This is a genomic window from Microbacterium sp. 2216-1, from assembly GCF_046507855.1.
Taxonomy (GTDB): Bacteria; Actinomycetota; Actinomycetes; order Actinomycetales; family Microbacteriaceae; genus Microbacterium; species Microbacterium esteraromaticum_C.
The window spans coordinates 1,354,586-1,374,010 of record NZ_JBKFTM010000001.1 but is presented as its reverse complement, the minus strand read 5'-3'; the positions used below and the strand labels follow the sequence as shown (position 1 = coordinate 1,374,010).

Genomic DNA, 19,425 nt, shown 5'->3' with positions numbered 1-19,425 from the left:
GCCGCGAGTTTGCCCGGGAGAGTGCACGAGCATTTGCGAAACGCTCCGCATTCGTGCAAACTATGGCCGCCGTACACCCGAAACGGCACCTCCCAACCCACCCCTCTTGTACCACGGAAGTGGAGACCCACCGCATGGCAACCGACTACGACGCACCCCGAAAGAGCGAAGACGACTCCGAGTCGATCGAAGCACTCAAGGAGCGTGTGCCGAACACCCAGCCCGGCGCTGGCGATGTCGAGGACTCGGACAACCCCACGGGGTTCGAGCTCCCCGGTGCGGACCTTTCAGATGTGGAGCTCGACGTCGTCGTGCTCCCGGCCCAGCAGGACGAGTTCACCTGCATGAGCTGCTTCCTCGTGAAGCACCGCTCGCAGCTCGACCACGAGGGCCCGGAAGGTCCCATCTGCAAGGAATGCGCCGCCTGAGGCACTTTTCCTTCGACCGACCGCGCCCCGGCCTGACTGGCCCAGGGGCGCGTTCTGTTTCCCGGGGTCTGCGGCCCGACCGCTGCCGAGACCGCCGGGCTCAGGCTGCGGCGCGCGCGTCTCGGATCGCCGCCGCGAGGCGGTCGGGAGTGCGCGTCGAGAGAGTCCAGCTGCGCATCGGGTCGGCCGGGTCGGTCACCGGCACCACGATGACGCCATCGATGCCGCCACGCAACAGGTGCCAGCCGTCGCGAGCGATGTCACGGGTGCGACGATCGCGCGCGTCATCGCCGACGAACTCCTCGGGCTCGCCCAACCAACGGGCGTCGATGTGTGCCCGCCCCGCGTGCAGAACAGTGCCGACCACCCGCAGCTTCGGTGAGAGCACGATGCTCAGTGAGACCAGGACCAGCGAGACCGCGGCACCCAGCAGGAGTGCGAACTCTGCCCCGACCGGCACGAACACCAGTGACACCATGGGGCCGGCCAGGGCGATCGTCACCAGCATCCACAAGCTCGGCGTCAGCCGTTCGCGGTAGGTCTCGCTCGTGGCACGTTCGGTGTTCTGCATTAGCCTCATGGGGTGACTCATTCCGTTGCTGTTCCCATTATCGCCGCGAACGTCCCGGCTTACGCCCACCCGGGGGATGCCGGCGCCGATCTCGTCTCGACCGAGGCCGTGCGGCTCGAACCGGGGGAGCGGGCGCTGGTGCCCACTGGCGTCCGCATCGCCCTGCCCGAAGGCTACGCGGCCTTCGTCGTGCCGCGCAGCGGACTTGCGGTGAAGCACGGCATCACGGTGGTCAACACTCCGGGCACCGTTGATGCCGGATACCGCGGCGAGATCAAGGTGACCCTGCTGAATACCGACAGCAAGCAGGCGTACGATGTGGCCGTCGGTGATCGGATCGCACAGCTGATCATCATGCCTGTCGTCCAGGCACGGTTCGAACCCGTCGAAGCCCTGCCGGACAGCGTCCGCGGCGCCGGAGGTTTCGGATCCACCGGCTATACCCAGGGAAAGAGCGAATGACTGAAGAGATCGAACCCACGCTGAAGTCCGCGCCGGCCGATCGTGCCGAGGCGGGTCCTTTTGACGACTCCGAGGCGAACCCCGTACGCCCGTACATCGACCTCGGCGGCATCAAGGTGCTTCCGCGTGAGGGACTGAACCTGCGTCTCGAGGTCGAGGAACAGAGCAAGCGCATCGTGGCCGTCGGGCTGGACTACGCCGGATCCACGTTGCAGGTGCAGCCCTTCGCCGCACCGCGCACCCGCGGACTGTGGGATGAGACCCGCGTGCAGCTGCGCGACCAGATCCGCAACCAGGGTGGACGCGTCGAGGAGCGCGAGGGGCCGCTGGGCAAAGAACTGCTCGCCGAGGTTCCGGCGACGGCGGCCGAGGGGACCGGTATGCGTCTGGCGCGCTTTGTGGGCGTCGACGGACCGCGATGGTTCCTGCGCGGCGTGATCGGTGGGGACGCGGCATCCGACCCCGCGGCCGCCGAGCAGGCCGAGGACCTCTTCCGATCCATCGTCGTGGTGCGCGGTGGCTCGCCGATGCCGCCGCGTGATCTCATCCCGCTGAAGATGCCGTCGACGCCGGGCGCCGCGTGACCGATCCGGGGCGCGACTCGAGCGATCCGCCGGCATCGAGCCGAGACGCCGAAGAGGCGGCCGCCGGCCTGACGCCCCCCGAGCCGTCCGCGGCCGAGATGATCGGCACGGCGCTGGGCTCGGCCGCGCGCCGCGCGGGCATCGACCCGGATACCGAGCAGACCACCGGCCACATGGTCTGGCAGGTCATCGGCGGCTGGCGCGGCGTCATGGAATCGGTGCTGCCTCTGCTGATCTTCGTCGTGACCTACACCACGACTCAGCAGCTGCTGCTGGCACTCGGACTCTCGGTGGGTATCGCGGCGGTCTTCGCGATCGTGCGCCTCGCGATGAAGTCACCGCCGGTGGCCGCCTTCTCGGGGCTGATCGCCGCCGTGATCGCCGCCGGGCTCCCGCTGTTCACCGGTCGCGCCGAGGACCAGTTCGTCATCGGGTTCATCACCAACATCGTGTACGGTCTGGCGTTCCTGGTGTCTGCGCTCGTGCGCTGGCCGATCATCGGAATCATCGTCGGTTTCCTCGTCGGCGAGGGCGTGGCCTGGCGACAGAACGCCCGCAAGCGCCGCACCTTCGCGTGGCTCTCCGCGGCGTGGGCGGGGCTCTTCCTGTTGCGTCTCGGATTTCAGCTGCCGTTCTATTTCGAAGGGGACGTGGCGACACTCGGCACCGTGAAGCTCATCATGGGGCTGCCGCTGTTCGCCGCGCTGCTTGCGACGACGTGGCTGGTGACACGCCGGCTCTACGTCGAGCGCGGCTAGCGGCTATCGGGTTCATGGTCTGCTAGATTTATCTTGATATCAAGATAAATTTCGGGCTTTCGGCGAGGGCTCCTGCGGCGCACACTGGTAAGGCACACCTTGCTAGCCGCGGCGCGTCCTCGGCGAGCAAGATGGAACCGCCTGTCGCTTCCATCAGATTCAGAAGGAGACGTATTCGTGTCCACGGTGAACAGCTTCGGTGCCAAGAGCACCCTGACGGTCGGCAGCACCGACTACGAGATCTTCCGCGTCGACACGGTCGCCGGTCACGAGAGACTCCCGTTCAGCCTGAAGGTTCTGCTCGAGAACCTGCTGCGCACCGAGGACGGCGCGAACGTCACCAAGGCGCAGATCGAGGCGCTCGGGTCGTGGGACGCCGCCGCTGAGCCGAACACCGAGATCCAGTTCTCGCCGGCCCGCGTGGTCATGCAGGACTTCACCGGTGTGCCCTGCATCGTCGACCTCGCCACCATGCGTGAGGCCGTCACCGCCCTGGGTGGCGACGCCAACAAGATCAACCCGCTCTCGCCCGCCGAGATGGTCATCGACCACTCGGTCATCGCCGACCTCTTCGGCAGCGAGAACGCCCTCGAGCGCAACGTTGAGATCGAGTACGAGCGCAACGGTGAGCGCTACCAGTTCCTGCGCTGGGGCCAGACGGCTTTCCAGGACTTCAAGGTCGTGCCCCCGGGCACCGGCATCGTCCACCAGGTCAACATCGAGCACCTCGCCAAGGTCATCTACGACCGCACCAACGGTGGCGTTCTGCAGGCCTACCCCGACACCTGCGTCGGCACCGACTCGCACACCACCATGGTCAACGGCCTCGGCGTGCTCGGTTGGGGCGTCGGCGGCATCGAGGCAGAGGCGGCCATGCTCGGCCAGCCCGTGTCGATGCTCATCCCGCGCGTGGTCGGCTTCAAGCTCACGGGCGAGATCCCCGCGGGCGTCACCGCCACCGATGTCGTCCTCACGATCACCGACATGCTGCGCCAGCACGGCGTGGTCGGCAAGTTCGTCGAGTTCTACGGCGCCGGTGTGGCCTCCGTTCCGCTGGCCAACCGTGCCACGATCGGAAACATGTCGCCCGAGTTCGGCTCGACGGCGGCCATCTTCCCGATCGACGACGTCACGCTCGACTACCTGCGCCTGACCGGTCGTACCGACGAGGCCGTCGCGCTCGTCGAGACCTACGCCAAGGAGCAGGGCCTCTGGCACGACGCGGCCAACGAGCCGGTCTACAGCGAGTACATGGAGCTCGACCTCAGCACCGTGGTGCCCTCGATCGCCGGCCCCAAGCGCCCGCAGGACCGCATTCTGCTGTCCGAGGCGAAGGAGCAGTTCGAGAAGGACATCCTGAACTACGCCACGCCGTCGACCAGCGAGGACATCGTCGACCTCGAGTCGAAGCACTCGTTCCCGGCATCCGACCCGGGTCAGGTCCCCGGCGAAGAGGAGCCCACCACGCGTCCGGTGCACATCAACAGCGGTGCACCCGCGCACGCGTCGAAGCCCGTGCCGGTCACGACGCCTGCCGGTGAGCAGTACATCCTCGACAACGGTGCCGTCACCCTGGCCGCGATCACCTCGTGCACCAACACGTCGAACCCCTCGGTGATGATCGCCGCGGGTCTGATCGCCCGCAAGGCGCTGCAGAAGGGCCTCAAGCAGAAGCCCTGGGTCAAGACCACGCTCGGCCCCGGCTCGAAGGTCGTCACCGACTACTACGAGAAGTCGGGCCTGAACAAGGACCTCGAGGGCCTCGGCTTCTACACGGTGGGCTACGGCTGCACGATCTGCATCGGAAACTCCGGTCCGCTGATCGATGAGGTCTCGGCCGCGATCAACGACCACGACCTCGCCGTCACCGCCGTGCTCTCGGGTAACCGCAACTTCGAGGGTCGAATCAGCCCCGACGTGAAGATGAACTACCTGGCCTCGCCGCCGCTCGTTGTGGCCTACGCGCTGGCCGGCTCGATGCACTTCGACTTCGACAACGACGCCCTCGGCCAGGACGCCGACGGCAACGACGTCTTCCTCAAGGACATCTGGCCCGCGCCCGAAGAGGTGCAGGAGATCATCGACTCGTCGATCTCGCGCGACCAGTTCATCAAGCAGTACGCCACCGTCTTCGACGGCGACGAGCGCTGGACGAGCCTGCCCACCCCGACCGGGCCGGTCTTCGAGTGGGACGCCGACTCGACCTACGTGCGCAAGGCGCCGTACTTCGATGGCATGACGATGGAGCTGACCCCGGTCACCGACATCGATGGCGCACGCGTGATGGCGACGCTGGGCGACTCGGTCACGACCGACCACATCTCGCCCGCCGGTGCGATCAAGCCGGGAACGCCGGCTGCGCAGTACCTCACCGAGCACGGCGTCGACCGCAAGGACTTCAACTCCTTCGGTTCGCGTCGCGGAAACCACGAGGTGATGATCCGCGGTACGTTCGCGAACATCCGCCTGAAGAACGCCATGGTCAAGGCGGTCAATGACGGCCAGCAGATCGAAGGTGGCTTCACGCGCGACTTCACCCAGGCCGGTGGCCCGCAGGCGTACATCTACGACGCCAGCATGAACTACCAGGCGCAGGGCACCCCGCTCGTCGTGTTCGGCGGCAAGGAGTACGGCTCGGGCTCGTCGCGTGACTGGGCCGCCAAGGGCACCACGCTGCTGGGCGTCAAGGCCGTCATCACCGAGAGCTTCGAGCGCATCCACCGCTCGAACCTGATCGGCATGGGCGTCGTCCCGCTGCAGTTCCCCGCCGGTGAGTCGTGGGAGTCGCTGGGCCTGGACGGCACCGAGATCATCTCGATCAGCGGTCTGACCGAGCTCAACGAGGGCAGGACCCCGAAGACCGTCAAGGTCACGGCCGTTCCGAGCGAGTTCTCGCCCGAGGGCAAGCAGCCGGTCGAGTTCGATGCGGTCGTTCGCATCGACACCCCCGGTGAGGCCGACTACTACCGCAACGGTGGAATCCTGCAGTACGTGCTGCGTTCGCTGGTCTGATCCAGCGTCCACGACGAGGGCTCGGATGCTTCGGCATCCGAGCCCTTCGTCGTCCCGCGATAGACTGGAGCGATGCGCACGCCCACTGGTGTCGCGTGAAATCGAGTCGCGGAGGCGCCTACATGCCGATCCTGCCGGGCATCACCGGTCCTCGGGACCTCGACGGTCTCTCCACCGAAGAACTTGCCGAGCTCGCTGACGAGATCCGTGCATTCCTGGTCGAGAACGTCGCCCGAACGGGCGGTCATCTGGGACCGAACCTCGGCGTCGTCGAACTGACGATCGCGCTGCACCGCGTGTTCTCGTCGCCCGATGACCCGTTCATCTTCGACACCGGGCACCAGTCGTACGTGCACAAGCTGCTCACCGGGCGGCAGGACTTCTCGCAGCTGCGCTCGCGCGGCGGCCTGGCCGGCTACCCGCAGCGCTCCGAGAGCGCCCACGACGTCGTCGAGTCCTCGCACGCCTCCAGCTCGCTCAGCTGGGCCGACGGTATTTCGCGCGCCCTCACCGCGACGGGCCGCGCTGATCGGCACGTCGTGGCCGTCGTCGGCGACGGAGCTCTCACCGGTGGCATGACGTGGGAGGCGCTGAACAACATCAGCGACGACAACGATCGCAACCTCGTGATCGTCGTCAATGACAACGGGCGCTCGTATGCGCCCACCATCGGCGGCATGTCGCGGTACCTGAACCGCGTGCGCACCGCCAGCACGTACCGTGATCTGCACAAGCGCTCCGACCGGTTGTTCCGGGCGTTCGGGCCCTTCGGGCGTGCGATGTTCCGCGGTGTGCGCGGTGGCACCCATGGTTTCCTCTCGCGGTTCACCAACAATGCCGCGCTCTACTCGAACCTCGACATCAAGTACCTGGGCCCCGTGAATGGGCACGACATCCCCGCACTGCTGGAGACGCTGCAGCTGGCCAAGGACTTCGGCGCACCGGTGATCGTGCACGCCATCACCGAGAAGGGGCGCGGCTACCAGCCGGCCCGTGACGACGACGCCGACCAGTTCCACGCGGTCGGGCGGATTGACCCGAAGACGGGCGGATCGCTGTCGTCGTCATCGGGGACGTCCTGGACGTCGGTGTTCGCCGATGCGCTGGTCGACGCGGGTGCACGCGACGACAAGGTGATCGCGATGACCGCGGCGATGCTGCGACCGACGGGACTGGCGCGCTTTGCCGAGCGCTTCCCCGACCGGGTGTACGACGTCGGTATCGCCGAACAGCACGCGGTCGCCTCGGCCGCCGGGCTGGCCTTCGGTGGTCTGCACCCCGTGGTCGCCATCTATGCCACATTCATGAACCGGGCGTTCGACCAGGTGCTGATGGATGTCGCCCTGCACCGCGCGGGCGTCACGTTCGTGCTCGACCGGGCCGGAGTGACGGGGCCGGACGGCCCCAGCCACCACGGCGTCTGGGATCTCGCCATGCTGCAGATGGTCCCCGGCATCCGCATCGCCGCACCGCGCGACGGTGAGCGTCTGCGCGAAGCGCTCGACGAGGCTGTCGCCGTCGACGATGCGCCCACGGTCATCCGCTATCCCAAGGGTGACACGCCGCATCAGATCGTCGCGGTGGAGCGCCGCGCGGACGGCACCGATGTGCTCTTCCGCGGCAACACCGAGGACGTGCTCATCGTCGCCACCGGTGCGTTCGCCGAGCTGGGGCTGAAAGCCGCGCAGAGCCTCGAGACGCACGGAATCGGCGTCACGGTCATCGACCCGCGGTGGGTGATCCCGGTGCAGCAGTCGGTGATCGACCTCTCGGCGCGGCACCGTCTGGTGATCACGCTCGAAGACGGCATCCGCGCTGGGGGTATTGGCACACGCGTGCGGCAGGTGCTGCGCGAGTCCGGCGTCGACACGGCCGTGGATGAGCTGGGGCTCCCCGATGAGTTCATCGACCACGCGACGCGTGACGAGATCCTCGCCGATGCCGGTCTGACGGCCGAGAAGATCACGGCGGACGTCATCGCGCAGATCGGTGGCACGCGTCTTCCCGTGGCGAAGGCCGCCGAGCACACCGACGCGATCGACGTTCCGCTGAGCGATCGTCGCTGAGGGAACCGCGCCGTCAGGCGTCGAGTTCGGCGAGTGTCTCCGAGACGATCCGCTCGACCTCGGGCAGGCAGCGGCGACGGTCGTCGTCGACCAGACCGATCCGGGTGCGCCGATCGAGCACGTCGTCCGCGCTGAGCGCGCCCTCCGCGCGCACCGCGAACACGACGTCCTCGACGCTCACGTCGAGGGCGTCGCCGAACGGACGATCGGATGCCGCGGGCGGGCCGTCCACCAGGCGCAGCGTTGAGGTGCATGAGGGGCGGATATCCCCGCCCAGGCGCGTGCGCACGGCGTGGTCGACGGCATCCTGTGCCATGCGGCGGTAGGTCGTCAGCTTTCCGCCGAGTACAGCGATGGCACCCGAGGGGGTGTCTGTCACAAGATGACGCCGTGAGACATCGGCGGTGGCGCCCGAGCCGCTGTCGATCAACGGGCGCAGTCCCGAGAATGCGCCGCGCACACTGTCGCGTCCGATCGGGGTGGCCAGCACGCGGTTGAGTGTGCGGAGCAGAAAGTCGATCTCATGCTCGGCCGGTTCCGCCACCAGAGGGATTGGCCCGGGGGCGTCCTCATCGGTCAGCCCGACGATCACGCGGCCGTGCTGCTGGGGGAGGGCGAAGACGTACCGGCTGATGGAGCCTTCGTGCGGAACGGTGAGTGCGGCAGTCGGGCCGCCGAGGTCGGCCGCATCGAGCACGATGTGGGTGCCGCGGCTCGGGCGCACGGTCAGTGTGTCGTCGAGCGTCCCCGCCCAGACGCCTGTGGCGTTGATCACGCTGCGCGCACGAATCTCGAACCGTTCGGCGGTGAGGGCGTCTTCGGCGGTGATGCCGTCGCGCCGCAGCTGCAACGCGCGCACGCGCGTGAGCACCCGGGCGCCATGGGCGGCCGCTGTCCGTGCAACGGTCGTGACCAGTCGGGCATCGTCGACGAGTTGCCCGTCGAACGAGAGCATGCCGCCGCGCAGGCCGTGATCCTCCAATGCGGGGACGAGGCGGCGTGCGGTGTGAGTCGACACCAGACGCGGACGGGGCAGCACCGAGCGGGGTGTGCGGGCGCGCATTCGCAACAGATCACCGATGCCCATGCCGAACGCGCCTGCCGCCCGCTGCCTGGCGGTGATGTCGGTGCTGAACGGCAGTAGCTGACCGAGGGGCCGGATCAGGTGCGGCGCGATGTGAGTCATCAGCAGATGGCGCTCCAGGGCGCTCTCCTTGGCCGTGGCCAGGTCGCCCGTGGCGAGATAGCGCAGGCCGCCGTGCACGAGCTTGGAGCTGAAGCGACTGGTGCCGAAAGCGAGATCGTGCGCTTCGATCAGGGCGACGCTCAGACCGCGCGAGGCCGCGTCGAGGGCGACGCCGGCGCCAGTGATCCCGCCGCCCACGACGACGACGTCGACGGTCGTCTCGGCGACCTCGGTCAGTTCGCGGCGGCGTCGCGCGGCGTTCAGCTCGGCGGTGTGGGCGGCGGCTGATGTCATGGGCGCAGGTATCCGTCCAACGCCGCGCGCAGCTCGTGCTGCCAGGCCGCCTCGTCGATGAGCTCGGCGACGGTGCCGTGCGAGAGCACGGCGGATTGGGCGATCAGCAGCAGCATCACAGCCATGTCATCGGGGGAGTCGCCGCGTACGTCGTCGCCGTGCTGTGCGCCGCCGATGGCTGTGGCCAGCCACCGCAGGATCCTGCGTTGACTCTGGCCGACGCGCTGCAGCGTGTAGCGCGTGAACGATTCGGGTTCGTCGGCGAGCAGTCGCGCGTACACCGCGTCGGCGCGGAACCGACTGATGAACGTCAGGACGCTGTCGACGAGTTCGGCGCGCGAGCGCACGGGATGGGGAAGATCGTCGAGGATGCCGATCACGCGTCGCAGCAGTGCCGAGCGCACCACGTCGTCGGCGTCGTCCCAGTTGCGGTAGATCGTCGGCCTGCTGAGACCGGCGCGCCGGCTGAGTTCGGCGACGGTCAGGCCGTGCACACCGCGGCGCTGCAGGAGGGCATCCGCGGCATCGAGGATGCGCGTCTGCGTCGCATCCCATTCCGGTGACGAAAGCGCGGCGGATCCGCCCGTTGGTTGACGTTCTTCCATGATCTGTCACACTGTAACGCATGGACGATGTGAAGCCCAGGGAGACCGGACCCGCTCCGAGCGCCGCACCTCTGATGCGCTGGAACGGCTGGGGCGATCCCGCCAAGGCGAAAGACCTCTCTTTCGCGGTGCGCAGCCTGATCCCTCTTCTGTTGGGGCGCATTCACCGGCCCGAGCCCGCCGCGACCCTGGCCGAGGTTCGGCTACCCGCATCCGCGCTAGAGCACGATGACCTTGCAGCGCTACGCGATGTCGTGGGCGCCGAGCACGTCGACACGAGCGCCGAGGCGCGCATCCGGCACGCGGGCGGACGCTCGACGCCGGACCTGCTGCGCCGCCGCGCGCACGATCAGAATGCCCCGGATGCTGTCGTGCAACCCGCGGATCATGCCGAGGTCAGCGCTGTGCTGGCTGTCGCCGTCGAGCGCGGCATCGCCGTCATTCCGTACGGCGGCGGTACGAGCGTCGTCGGCGCCCTCGACCCCGAGCGCGGAGCGCAGCGCTCCGTCATCAGCCTCGACCTGCACCGACTGAGCGGGCTGCTGCGGTTCGACGAGTTCAGCGGCGAAGCGGTGCTCGCATCCGGAACCACCGGACCCGTCGCCGAAGAACTGCTGGCCGCCGTGGGGTACGAACTCGGGCACTTCCCGCAGAGCTTCCGGTACGCGACGATCGGCGGATTCGCGGCGGCCCGGTCGTCGGGCCAGAACTCCGCCGGCAACGGCCGCTTCGACACCATGGTCACCGGGCTTCGCGTCGCCACCCCGACCGGCGACATCGAGCTGGGGCGTTCGCCGGGCTCGGCGGCCGGCCCCGACCTCATCCGGGTCTTCCTCGGCTCGGAGGGGATCTTCGGGGTCATCACCGAGGTGCGCGTGCGTGTGCATCCGATCCCGCGCGACCGCGTGTTCGAATCGTGGACCTTCCCCGACTTCGCGTCCGGGGCCGATGCCCTGCGGCGTGTGGCCCAGGGCGGGGGCGGCCCGACGGTGATCCGGCTGTCGGATGAGGCCGAGACCGCCGTCAGCCTTGCCCAGGTCGGCAAGATCGGCCGCGCCTTGGCCAAGGGTGCGAGCGCCGTGACCGTGTACGAGGGCGACGACATCGCTGCCCGGCGTGCGCGGGCGAGCGAGCTGATGCGCGCCGCCGGCGGAACCTCCTCTGGAGAGGGCGCGGCCGAGGACTGGCTGCAGACGCGCTTCGACGGCCCGTACCTGCGTGACTCGCTGCTCGATGCCGGCGTGTTCTGCGAGACGCTCGAGACCGCGACGACCTGGTCGAACCTGGCCGGCCTGCGTCAGGCTGTCGAGGACGCCCTGCGGCAGGGATTCTCGGATGCCGGTGCCAAGAGCTACGTCATGTGCCACATCTCGCACATCTACCCGACGGGCGCGTCGCTGTACTTCACCGTGCTGGCCGGGGTGCGCGGCGACCAGCTCGCGGTCTGGGACGGCATCAAGGCGAAGGTCAACGACGCGATCATCTCGGCCGGCGGGACCATCAGCCACCACCATGCCGTTGGCCGCGATCACGCCCCCTGGCTGGCCGAGGAGATCGGCGAGACCGGCATCCGCATCCTGTCCGCCATCAAACGTGAGCTCGACCCGCACGGCATTCTCAACCCCGGTGCCGTGATCGCACCGCTCGGGTCGGCGACGTGATCCCGGTGCGCCGGGTCGCGGTCGTCGCCAACCCGCAATCCGGCAAGGGGCGGGGTCGTCGGGCAGCCGACGAGGCGATCGCGGCGCTGCGCGCCGACGGTGCGCAGGTGCAGGTCTACTCCGGTGGTTCACCGGCCGAGACCCGGCGCCTGGCTGAGGAGGCCGTCGCAGAGAAGCCGGATGCCCTCGTGGTCGTCGGCGGGGATGGCACGCTCTCGGGCATCATCGATGTGCTCGCCGCCGCCGAGGTGCCGATCGCTCTGGTGCCCGCGGGGACCGGCAACGATCTCGCCCGCGCGCTGGGGCTGCCACGCGGCGACGCGACGGCCGCCGTGAGCGTGGCGGTGCGCGGTCGCACGCGCCTGATCGACGTCGGCGAGGTGCACAGCGAGGGCAGGACGACACCGTTCCTCTCTGTCGCCGCCCTCGGCTTCGATGCCAAGGTCAGCGACCGCACCAACCGGCTGCGCTGGCCGCGAGGCGCTCTGCGCTACTACCTGGCGCTGCTGATCGAACTGATCAGGCTGCAGCCGATGGACTTCCGCGTCGAGGTCGATGGCGGACCTCAGACGGCTGCGCCCGGCACTCTGATCGCGGTCGGCAACACCGCTAGCTACGGCGGGGGGATGCCGGTGTGCGCCGGTGCCGCTCCGGACGATGGCGCTCTGGACGTCGTGCATGTGGTTCCGCTGACGCGACTGCGTCTACTCAGACTGTTCCCGCTGCTGCTGCAGGGCCGTCACCTCACCCGCCCGGAGGTGATCCACCGGCGCGCCCAGCAGGTGAGCGTGTCGGCGCCGGGTCTGGTGGTCTACGCCGACGGCGAGCGCGTCGGCGCGGGGGAGTGCCGCATCACCGTGCGGCCCGCGGCGCTGCGTATGCTCGTGCCGTTGAGTGAGGGGGAGTCGGATGCCTGATGTGGACGTCGCCGTGATCGGCTCGGGCTTTGGCGGATCGGTCGCGGCATTGCGACTGAGCGAGAAGGGCTACCGGGTGCGGGTCATCGAGGCCGGCCGCCGGTTCGAGGACGACGATTTCGCGAAGACCTCGTGGGACGTGCGCCGTTACCTGTGGGCACCGGGGATCGGATGCCACGGTGTGCAGCGCATCCATCGGCTGCCGCACGTGATGATCCTCGCCGGCGCGGGCGTCGGCGGCGGGTCGCTCAACTACGCCAACACGCTCTACGAGCCCGGGGCGGCGTTCTTCGCCGACCCGCAGTGGCCTGCCGACGTGCGCTGGCAGGACGAGCTGTCGCCCCACTACGCGACCGCGAAACGGATGCTGGGTGTGGTCGAGCACTACCCGCACACCGGTCCCGTCGAACGCATCATGCGCGGCGCCGCCGCGGACCTCGGCGTCGAGGACAGCTTCCGCAAGGCACCCGTCGGCGTCTTCCTCGGCATGCCGGGCGTCACCGTGCCCGATCCCTATTTCGACGGTGCCGGACCCGCCCGCACCGGGTGCACGCTGTGCGGCAACTGCATGGTGGGGTGTCGCGTCGGGGCCAAGAACACCCTGATGAAGAACTACCTGGCCCTCGCAGAGCGCCAGGGCGCGATCATCGAGCCGATGCGCACCGTGACGGACGTGCGCGAGCACCCGTCGGGCGGCTTTGTCGTCACCACCCAGCGCAGCGGTGCCTGGTTCCGGCGTGACAGGCGAACCCTGCACGCCGAGCAGGTGGTGTTCGCCGCGGGCACGTGGGGCACGCAGCAACTCCTGCACCGGATGCGGGCATCCGATGCACTGCCCGCCCTCTCCGGGGCTCTCGGGCACCTCACCCGTACCAACTCGGAAGCGCTCGACGGTGCCGTCGCGGCACGCGTGCCCGAGAGTGCCGGCCTCGCCGACGGGGTCGCGATAACCACCTCGTTCCACGTCGATGAGCGCACCCACGTCGAGAACGTGCGCTACGGGCCGGGATCGAACCTGATGGGCGCGTTGGCGACCGTTCTGGTGCCGGGGGACCGGGGCCTGCTGCGACGCTTCGGCGCCGTCGTGGGCCGCGTGCTGCGGCATCCGATCCGGCAACTGCGGCTGGCCTCGCTGCACCGCTGGAGCGAGCGGGGGATCATCGCGCTGGTCATGCAGACCGCCGACAACTCACTCACCCTGTCGCTCAGGCGACGCTTCGGCCGTCGGGTGCTGACCAGCGCACAGGGACACGGCGAGCCGAACCCCACACACCTGCCGCAGGCGCATGCCGCCGTCGAGGCGATCGCCCGGCGGATGCAGGCCGAGACCGGCGTGCGCTCCGAGGCACGGGGGTCGTGGCCCGAAGTCTTCGGCATCCCGCTGACCGCGCACTTCCTCGGCGGCGCTGTGATCTCCGACAGCCCGGAGCAGGGCGTCATCGACGCCTACCACCGGGTCTGGGGATACCCTGGGCTGCACATCGTCGACGGGTCCGCTGTGCCCGCCAACCCGGGTGTCAACCCGTCGCTGACGATCACGGCCCTCGCCGAACGAGCCCTCGCGCACTGGCCTGAGCGCGGTGACCGCGACACCAGGCCTGCGCAGCGCTGAGTCCGGGAATCCTCGCCGGAACGACGAAGCCCCGCCGACTGCAAAAGTCGACGGGGCTTCGTGCGGTTCAGACGGTCAGGCCTCGATGCCGCGGATCGGCGGCGTGTGGAACGTTCCGCCGAACACGCGCTCGGACGCACCCTCGCGGTCAAGGTACGGCGAAGCGCCGCCGTCGATGAACGGCCAACCCGCGCCCAGGATCAGGCACAGGTCGATGTCCTCGACCTCGGGCACGACGCCCTCGTCCAGCATGATGCGGATCTCCTGCGCCAGGCCGTCCTGCACACGCGTCAGGATGGTGCCGGCATCCGCCGGCGACGAGCCGACGGCGCCCTTGAGCACCTTCTCGGCGGCCTTGGTCCAGCCGGTGACGCGTCCGCCCTTGTCCTTCTCGACGATCGCGTCCAGCTCGGCCAGAGCATGGAAGTTCTCGTTGGCGTAGAAACGCTCGGGGAAGGCGCGCACCATGGTGTCCTGCACGTGCGCGGCGACCTTCCAGCCGACCAGATCGATCAGCTGGAACGGGCCCATCGGGAGGCCGAGCGGGCCGAAGGCCTTCTCGACCTCGGCGATCGGCGTGCCCTCGTACACGGCACGTGCTGCCTCGCCCATGACCTTTGCCAGCAGGCGGTTCACCACGAACCCAGGGGCGTCTGCGGTGAGAACGGCGTTCTTGCCGAGGCCCTTCGCGACCACGAACGCGGTCGACAGCGCCGCTTCGCTGGTGTGCGGCGTCTTCACGACCTCGATCAGCGGCATCACCGCGACCGGGTTGAAGAAGTGGAAGCCGACCAGGCGCTCGGGATTGGCGAGCTTCGCACCGATCTCTTCGACCGACAGCGACGACGTGTTGGTGGCGAGGATGGCGTCCTCGGCGACGATCTTCTCGATCTCACCGAACACCTGCTGCTTGACGCCGACCTCTTCGAACACGGCCTCGATGACGAAGTCGCAGTCCGCGTACAGGCTCTTGTCGGTGGTTCCCGTCACCAGCGAACGCAGCTTGTTCGCGGTGTCGGCGTCGACGCGGCCCTTGGCCTCGAGCTTGCCGATTTCATCGTGGATGTATGCCACGCCCTTGTCGACGCGGGCCTGATCCAGATCGGTGATGAGCACCGGCACCTGCAGGCGGCGCACGAACAGCAGGGCGAACTGGCTGGCCATGAGGCCCGCACCGATGATGCCGACCTTGGTGACCTTCTTCGCCAGCGTCTTGTCGGGTGCGCCGACCGGACGCTTGGCGCGCTTCTGCACCAGATCGAACGCGTACATCGACGCGGCGAACTGGTCGCCGGTCACGAGCTCGGCCAGAGCCTCGTCCTCACGGGCGAAGCCCTCGGCCTTCGTGCCGCTGCGGGCCTTGTCGAGCAGGTCGAGCGCGACATAGGGCGAGCGCGGCACGGTGCCGATCTTCGACTCGAGCATGGTGCGCGCCATCTTGATGGCGACGGGCCACTTCACGGTGCGCTCGATCTTGCCGGGGGCGTTCTTGCGCTCGACCTTCTTGCCGCCCAGCACAGCGTCGGCCCAGGCCAGCGAGTTCTCGAGGAAGTTCGCCGCCGGGAAGATGGCGTCCATGAGCCCCAGCTCGAACGCCTGCTGCGGCTTGAGCATGCGGTTCTGCTTGAGCGGGTTCGAGATGACGACCTCGAGGGCGTTCTCGATACCGATCAGGTTCGGCACCAGGTAGGCGCCGCCCCAGCCGGGGATGATGCCGAGGAAGACCTCGGGCAGAGCCAAGGCGGCCGCCGAAGCATCGACGGTGCGGTAGGTGGAGTTCAGGGCGATCTCCATGCCGCCGCCCAGCGCCAGTCCGTTGACGAATGCGAAGGACGGCACACCGAGATCGGACAGCGACCCGATCACCTTGTGGCCCAGCTGTGCGATCAGGCGAGCGTTGTCCTTCGAGCCGACCCGGCTGATGTCGGACAGGTCGGCGCCGGCGGCGAGGATGTACTGTTTGCCGGTGATGCCGACGGCCTGGATCTCGCCAGACGCGGCGCGCGCCTTGAGGGCGTCGAGCGTCTCGCCGAGCTCCGTGAGCGTCGCCGGACCCAGCGTGTTCGGACGGGTGTGGTCGCGCCCATTGTCGAGCGTGATCAGCGCGAGCACCTTGCCCGAGGGAAGGCGGATGTCGCGCACGGGGGAGTGCGTGATCACCTCACCCTCGGTGAGGGCCATGATCGGCGAGAAGTCGATGTCGTCGTAGCTCACTTCTTCTTCTTTCCGTCGTAGTACGGGTTCTCCCAGATGACCGAACCGCCCTGGCCGAGACCGACACACATCGCGGTGAGGCCGTAGTGCACGTCGGGGCGCTCGGCGAACTGCGCCGCGAGCTGGATCATCAGACGCACTCCGGATGCTGCCAGCGGGTGCCCCAGCGCGATCGCGCCGCCCCACTGGTTGACCCGCGGGTCGTCATCGGCGATGCCGAAGTGATCGAGCAGCGAGATCACCTGCACGGCGAAGGCTTCGTTCAGCTCGAACAGACCGATGTCATCGATCGTGAGACCGGCCTTCTTGAGCGCCTTCTCGGTCGAGGGGATCGGACCGATGCCCATGATCTCGGGCTGCACACCGGCGAAGGCGAACGAGACCATCCGCATCTTCGGCGCCAGGCCGAGCTCCTTCACCGCACCGCCACCGGCGAGAAGCGACATTGTCGCGCCGTCGGTCAGAGGGGACGACGTGCCGGCGGTGACACGACCGTGCGGCCGGAACGGGGTCTTCAGCGCGGCCAGGTCGTCCATGGTCGTGCCCGGGCGACGCCCCTCGTCCTCGGTCGCCAGACCCCAGGCTCCGTCGGCGCCCTTGATTGCCACAGAGACGAGATCGGGCTGGATCTTGCCGGCGTCGTACGCAGCCTGCACCTTGTGCTGGCTGAGCATGCCGAAACGATCGGAGCGCTCCTTGGTGAGGTGCGGGAAGCGGTCGAACAGGCGCTCGGCCGTGACACCCATGTTCAGTGCGCCCGGGTCGACCATCTTCTCGGCGACGAAACGCGGGTTCGGGTCGGCGTTGCCGCCGATCGGGTGGTGTCCCATGTGCTCGACACCACCGGCGAGCGCGAAGTCGTACATGCCGATGCCGATCGATGCGGCCATGGTCGTCACGCTCGTCATGGCACCCGCGCACATGCGTTCGACGGCGAGGCCGGGAACGGTCTGCGGAAGGCCGGCGAGGATGGCGACCGACCGGCCCAGGGTGAGGCCCTGATCCCCGGTCTGCGACGTCGCGGCGATTGCCACATCGTCGATGCGCTCGGCCGGTACCCCGGCGTTGCGCTCCATCAGGCCGATGGTCGCCTTCACGGCGAGGTCATCTGCGCGGGTGTTCCAGTACATGCCCTTTTCGCCGGCGCGCCCGAAGGGTGTGCGCACTCCATCGACGAAGTAGACGTCCGAGATCTCGGCCACTCTGCCTCCAAAGGTTGGGGATGCGACCAGCCTAGGAGTGCGCGTCGTGGCGGGGGAATCGGTTGGGCGGACTCTACGAATCCGCCGTGTCGGCATCCGTCGTGGATTGCGGGCCTTCTACAAAGGCATCCGCGATCTTCTGTGCGGTATGCGCAACCTGCCAGGGCCGCGCGCCGAGTTCGCTGAGCGCGGTGCCGATGGCATCCGCGGTCAGCGCCGGCGGGTGCCAGGCGACCCGGCGCAGGTGCTCGGGCGTCAGTAGGTTCTCGGTGGGCATGTGCAGCTCTTCGGCGATCGCCTCGACCACCGGTCGGGCGGCCTTCAGTCGCAGATCGGCCTCGGGGTTGCGGTCCACCCACGCCCGAGGCGGCGGGAGGGAGTCACTGGGCACCCGCTCGCGGGGCAGCTGCTCGGTGGCGCGGCCGCGCGCGATGGCATCCCACCAGCGATCCAGTTGCGTGCGGCTGGCGCGACCGTTGAACTCCTTCAGGCCGGCGAGCGCCTGCTTCGAGGTGGGGGAGGCGAGCACCGCGGCCAGGAGTGCGCGATCGGGCACGAGACGGCCCGGTGCGGCGTCGATCTCTCGGGCGTAGTCCTCCCGTGCCGTCCAGAGCTCGCGTGCGACGGCGAGCTGGCGGGCACCGCGCACCTTGTGCAGACCGCTGAGGCGTCGCCATGGCTCTTCGCGCGGTGGCTTGGGCGGCCGATGCAGGGTGGCGTCGAACTCCTGCGCCGCGTACTCGGTCTTCTGCGAAGCTGCGAGTTCGTCGACGAGAGCGTCTCGCACGTCGATCAGATGCACGACGTCGAGCGCAGCGTACTCGAGCCACGGCGCCGGCAACGGCCGGGTGGACCAGTCGGCTGCCGAGTGCGCCTTGGCCAGCGAGATGCCCAGCGTGTGCTCGACGACGGCGGCGAGGCCGAATCCGTCGCTGCCGAGCAGTCGCGATGCCAACTCGGTGTCGAAGATGCGGGGTGGTTCGAGGTCGAGTTCGCGTAGGGATGGCAGGTCTTGGCTGGCCGCATGGAACACCCACTCCTCGGCGCCGATGGCGCGCTGGAGTGCGCTGAAGTCACCGATGGCGGGAGGGTCGAAGAGGAAGACCCCGGCGTCGCGACGGAAGACCTGGATCAGGTATGCGCGCTGCGAGTACCGGAATCCCGATGCTCGCTCGACATCGACGGCGACCGGCCCATCGCCCTCGGCCAGCGCGCGACTGGCCTTCTCGAACTCCGCGCGGTCGCTGATCACGGAGTAGTCAGCCACGTCCGCCCTTTCTTGCGCCGAACACGGCGACATCCTCTGATCCGGGTGGGAGCCCTGCGAGCATTCCCACCAGCTCCTCCCATGCTTCCACATGTGGCCGCAGGGGTGCGTCGGCTGTCCACGACGCGCGCAACTCGATCTGCGCGCCGTCGCCTTCTTCGGCGAGCGCTCCGAATCCCTTCGAGAGCATCTTCGTCGAGGTGCCCGATGCGGAGTGGTAGTCGGCTCCGTGGTCGTCAAGTGCGTCGACAAGCCACGACCAGGCCACCTCCGCCAGCAACGGATCTGTGCCGATCTCGGGCTCGAGCGGAGCCTGGGCGTATGCGACAATCCGCCAGGCGCCGCCCCACGACGGCGGTTCGTCTGGATCGTGCAGCAGCACGAACCGCCCGGTGCCGTACAGGGAATCGCCGTGGTCATCGGGTCGCACATCCGCGGCCAGAGCGAAAGCGAACGGAGCGAGGTCGCGCGGGGCGGGGATCTCGCGCACGACGATGTCGGTCCGTGACGACGCCGTGCGCAACTCTGCCACCGCTGCGTCGAACAGGGCGGCGGCCTCCGGGTCTGCGGTCACGTGGACAGGCTA

16 protein-coding genes are annotated in these 19,425 nt (G+C 68.6%); 9 read left to right on the top strand and 7 right to left on the bottom strand.

Annotated features, from left to right (window positions below; translation table 11 throughout):
• Positions 1–134 precede the first annotated feature (134 nt).
• Complete coding sequence (locus ACLD0U_RS06405) at positions 135–428, top strand: DUF4193 domain-containing protein (protein ID WP_179410744.1); 294 nt, start codon at positions 135–137, stop codon at positions 426–428.
• A 100-nt stretch (positions 429–528) separates the two neighbouring features.
• Here the strand turns inward: ACLD0U_RS06405 and ACLD0U_RS06400 are convergent, their stop codons facing one another.
• A complete protein-coding gene (locus tag ACLD0U_RS06400; RefSeq protein WP_224817878.1) occupies positions 529–1,008 on the bottom strand; it encodes a DUF3093 family protein in 480 nt (159 codons plus the stop codon).
• Positions 1,009–1,011: 3 nt separating this feature from the next.
• On the opposite strand from ACLD0U_RS06400, the gene dut reads away from it, so the two are divergent.
• The 5 genes from dut to dxs all read left to right on the top strand — a co-directional run bounded on the left by dut (position 1,012) and on the right by dxs (position 7,881).
• Positions 1,012–1,461 carry a dUTP diphosphatase gene (gene dut / locus ACLD0U_RS06395; RefSeq protein ID WP_410340115.1) on the top strand — a complete coding sequence of 150 codons (450 nt, stop codon included), beginning with the start codon at positions 1,012–1,014 and terminating at the stop codon, positions 1,459–1,461.
• Complete coding sequence (locus ACLD0U_RS06390) at positions 1,458–2,045, top strand: DUF3710 domain-containing protein (RefSeq protein ID WP_179410746.1); 588 nt, start codon at positions 1,458–1,460, stop codon at positions 2,043–2,045. Before dut ends, ACLD0U_RS06390 begins: the two co-directional genes overlap by 4 nt.
• Positions 2,042–2,803: a DUF3159 domain-containing protein gene (locus tag ACLD0U_RS06385; protein WP_347401185.1), complete on the top strand. Its 762-nt coding sequence runs from the start codon at positions 2,042–2,044 to the stop codon at positions 2,801–2,803. Before ACLD0U_RS06390 ends, ACLD0U_RS06385 begins: the two co-directional genes overlap by 4 nt.
• A 177-nt stretch (positions 2,804–2,980) precedes the next feature.
• Positions 2,981–5,815 carry an aconitate hydratase AcnA gene (gene acnA, locus ACLD0U_RS06380; RefSeq protein ID WP_206820481.1) on the top strand — a complete coding sequence of 945 codons (2,835 nt, stop codon included), beginning with the start codon at positions 2,981–2,983 and terminating at the stop codon, positions 5,813–5,815.
• Between the two features lie 122 nt (positions 5,816–5,937).
• Positions 5,938–7,881: a 1-deoxy-D-xylulose-5-phosphate synthase gene (gene dxs, locus ACLD0U_RS06375; protein ID WP_179410748.1), complete on the top strand. Its 1,944-nt coding sequence runs from the start codon at positions 5,938–5,940 to the stop codon at positions 7,879–7,881.
• A gap of 13 nt (positions 7,882–7,894) precedes the next feature.
• On the opposite strand, the gene ACLD0U_RS06370 is transcribed toward dxs, so the two are convergent.
• The gene (locus ACLD0U_RS06370) at positions 7,895–9,361 is read right to left on the bottom strand and encodes a glycerol-3-phosphate dehydrogenase/oxidase (RefSeq protein ID WP_179410749.1); all 1,467 of its coding nucleotides are present in this window, start codon (positions 9,359–9,361) and stop codon (positions 7,895–7,897) included.
• A complete protein-coding gene (locus ACLD0U_RS06365; RefSeq protein ID WP_206549818.1) occupies positions 9,358–9,966 on the bottom strand; it encodes a TetR/AcrR family transcriptional regulator in 609 nt (202 codons plus the stop codon). The genes ACLD0U_RS06370 and ACLD0U_RS06365 overlap by 4 nt, the downstream gene beginning before the upstream one ends.
• Before the next feature lie 20 nt (positions 9,967–9,986).
• Here ACLD0U_RS06365 and ACLD0U_RS06360 point away from each other — a divergent pair, with 20 nt between their 5' ends.
• The 3 genes from ACLD0U_RS06360 to ACLD0U_RS06350 are packed head-to-tail and all read left to right on the top strand — an operon-like array spanning position 9,987 to position 14,156.
• Positions 9,987–11,627 carry an FAD-binding oxidoreductase gene (locus ACLD0U_RS06360; RefSeq protein ID WP_410340114.1) on the top strand — a complete coding sequence of 547 codons (1,641 nt, stop codon included), beginning with the start codon at positions 9,987–9,989 and terminating at the stop codon, positions 11,625–11,627.
• On the top strand, positions 11,624–12,544 hold the full coding sequence (locus ACLD0U_RS06355; RefSeq protein WP_224817873.1) for a diacylglycerol/lipid kinase family protein: 921 nt from the start codon (positions 11,624–11,626) through the stop codon (positions 12,542–12,544). Before ACLD0U_RS06360 ends, ACLD0U_RS06355 begins: the two co-directional genes overlap by 4 nt.
• Positions 12,537–14,156 carry a GMC oxidoreductase gene (locus ACLD0U_RS06350; protein ID WP_206820487.1) on the top strand — a complete coding sequence of 540 codons (1,620 nt, stop codon included), beginning with the start codon at positions 12,537–12,539 and terminating at the stop codon, positions 14,154–14,156. The genes ACLD0U_RS06355 and ACLD0U_RS06350 overlap by 8 nt, the downstream gene beginning before the upstream one ends.
• A gap of 75 nt (positions 14,157–14,231) precedes the next feature.
• Here the strand turns inward: ACLD0U_RS06350 and ACLD0U_RS06345 are convergent, their stop codons facing one another.
• The 4 genes from ACLD0U_RS06345 to ACLD0U_RS06330 form a co-directional block, all read right to left on the bottom strand.
• Positions 14,232–16,337 carry a 3-hydroxyacyl-CoA dehydrogenase NAD-binding domain-containing protein gene (locus ACLD0U_RS06345; protein ID WP_410340274.1) on the bottom strand — a complete coding sequence of 702 codons (2,106 nt, stop codon included), beginning with the start codon at positions 16,335–16,337 and terminating at the stop codon, positions 14,232–14,234.
• A gap of 29 nt (positions 16,338–16,366) precedes the next feature.
• Positions 16,367–17,572 (bottom strand): thiolase family protein, encoded by a 1,206-nt coding sequence (locus ACLD0U_RS06340; protein ID WP_410340113.1) that lies wholly within the window; start codon positions 17,570–17,572, stop codon positions 16,367–16,369.
• 73 nt (positions 17,573–17,645) lie between these two features.
• On the bottom strand, positions 17,646–18,839 hold the full coding sequence (locus tag ACLD0U_RS06335) for an HRDC domain-containing protein (protein ID WP_179410753.1): 1,194 nt from the start codon (positions 18,837–18,839) through the stop codon (positions 17,646–17,648).
• Positions 18,832–19,413 carry a DUF3000 family protein gene (locus tag ACLD0U_RS06330; RefSeq protein ID WP_410340112.1) on the bottom strand — a complete coding sequence of 194 codons (582 nt, stop codon included), beginning with the start codon at positions 19,411–19,413 and terminating at the stop codon, positions 18,832–18,834. The genes ACLD0U_RS06335 and ACLD0U_RS06330 overlap by 8 nt, the downstream gene beginning before the upstream one ends.
• Positions 19,414–19,425 lie beyond the last annotated feature (12 nt).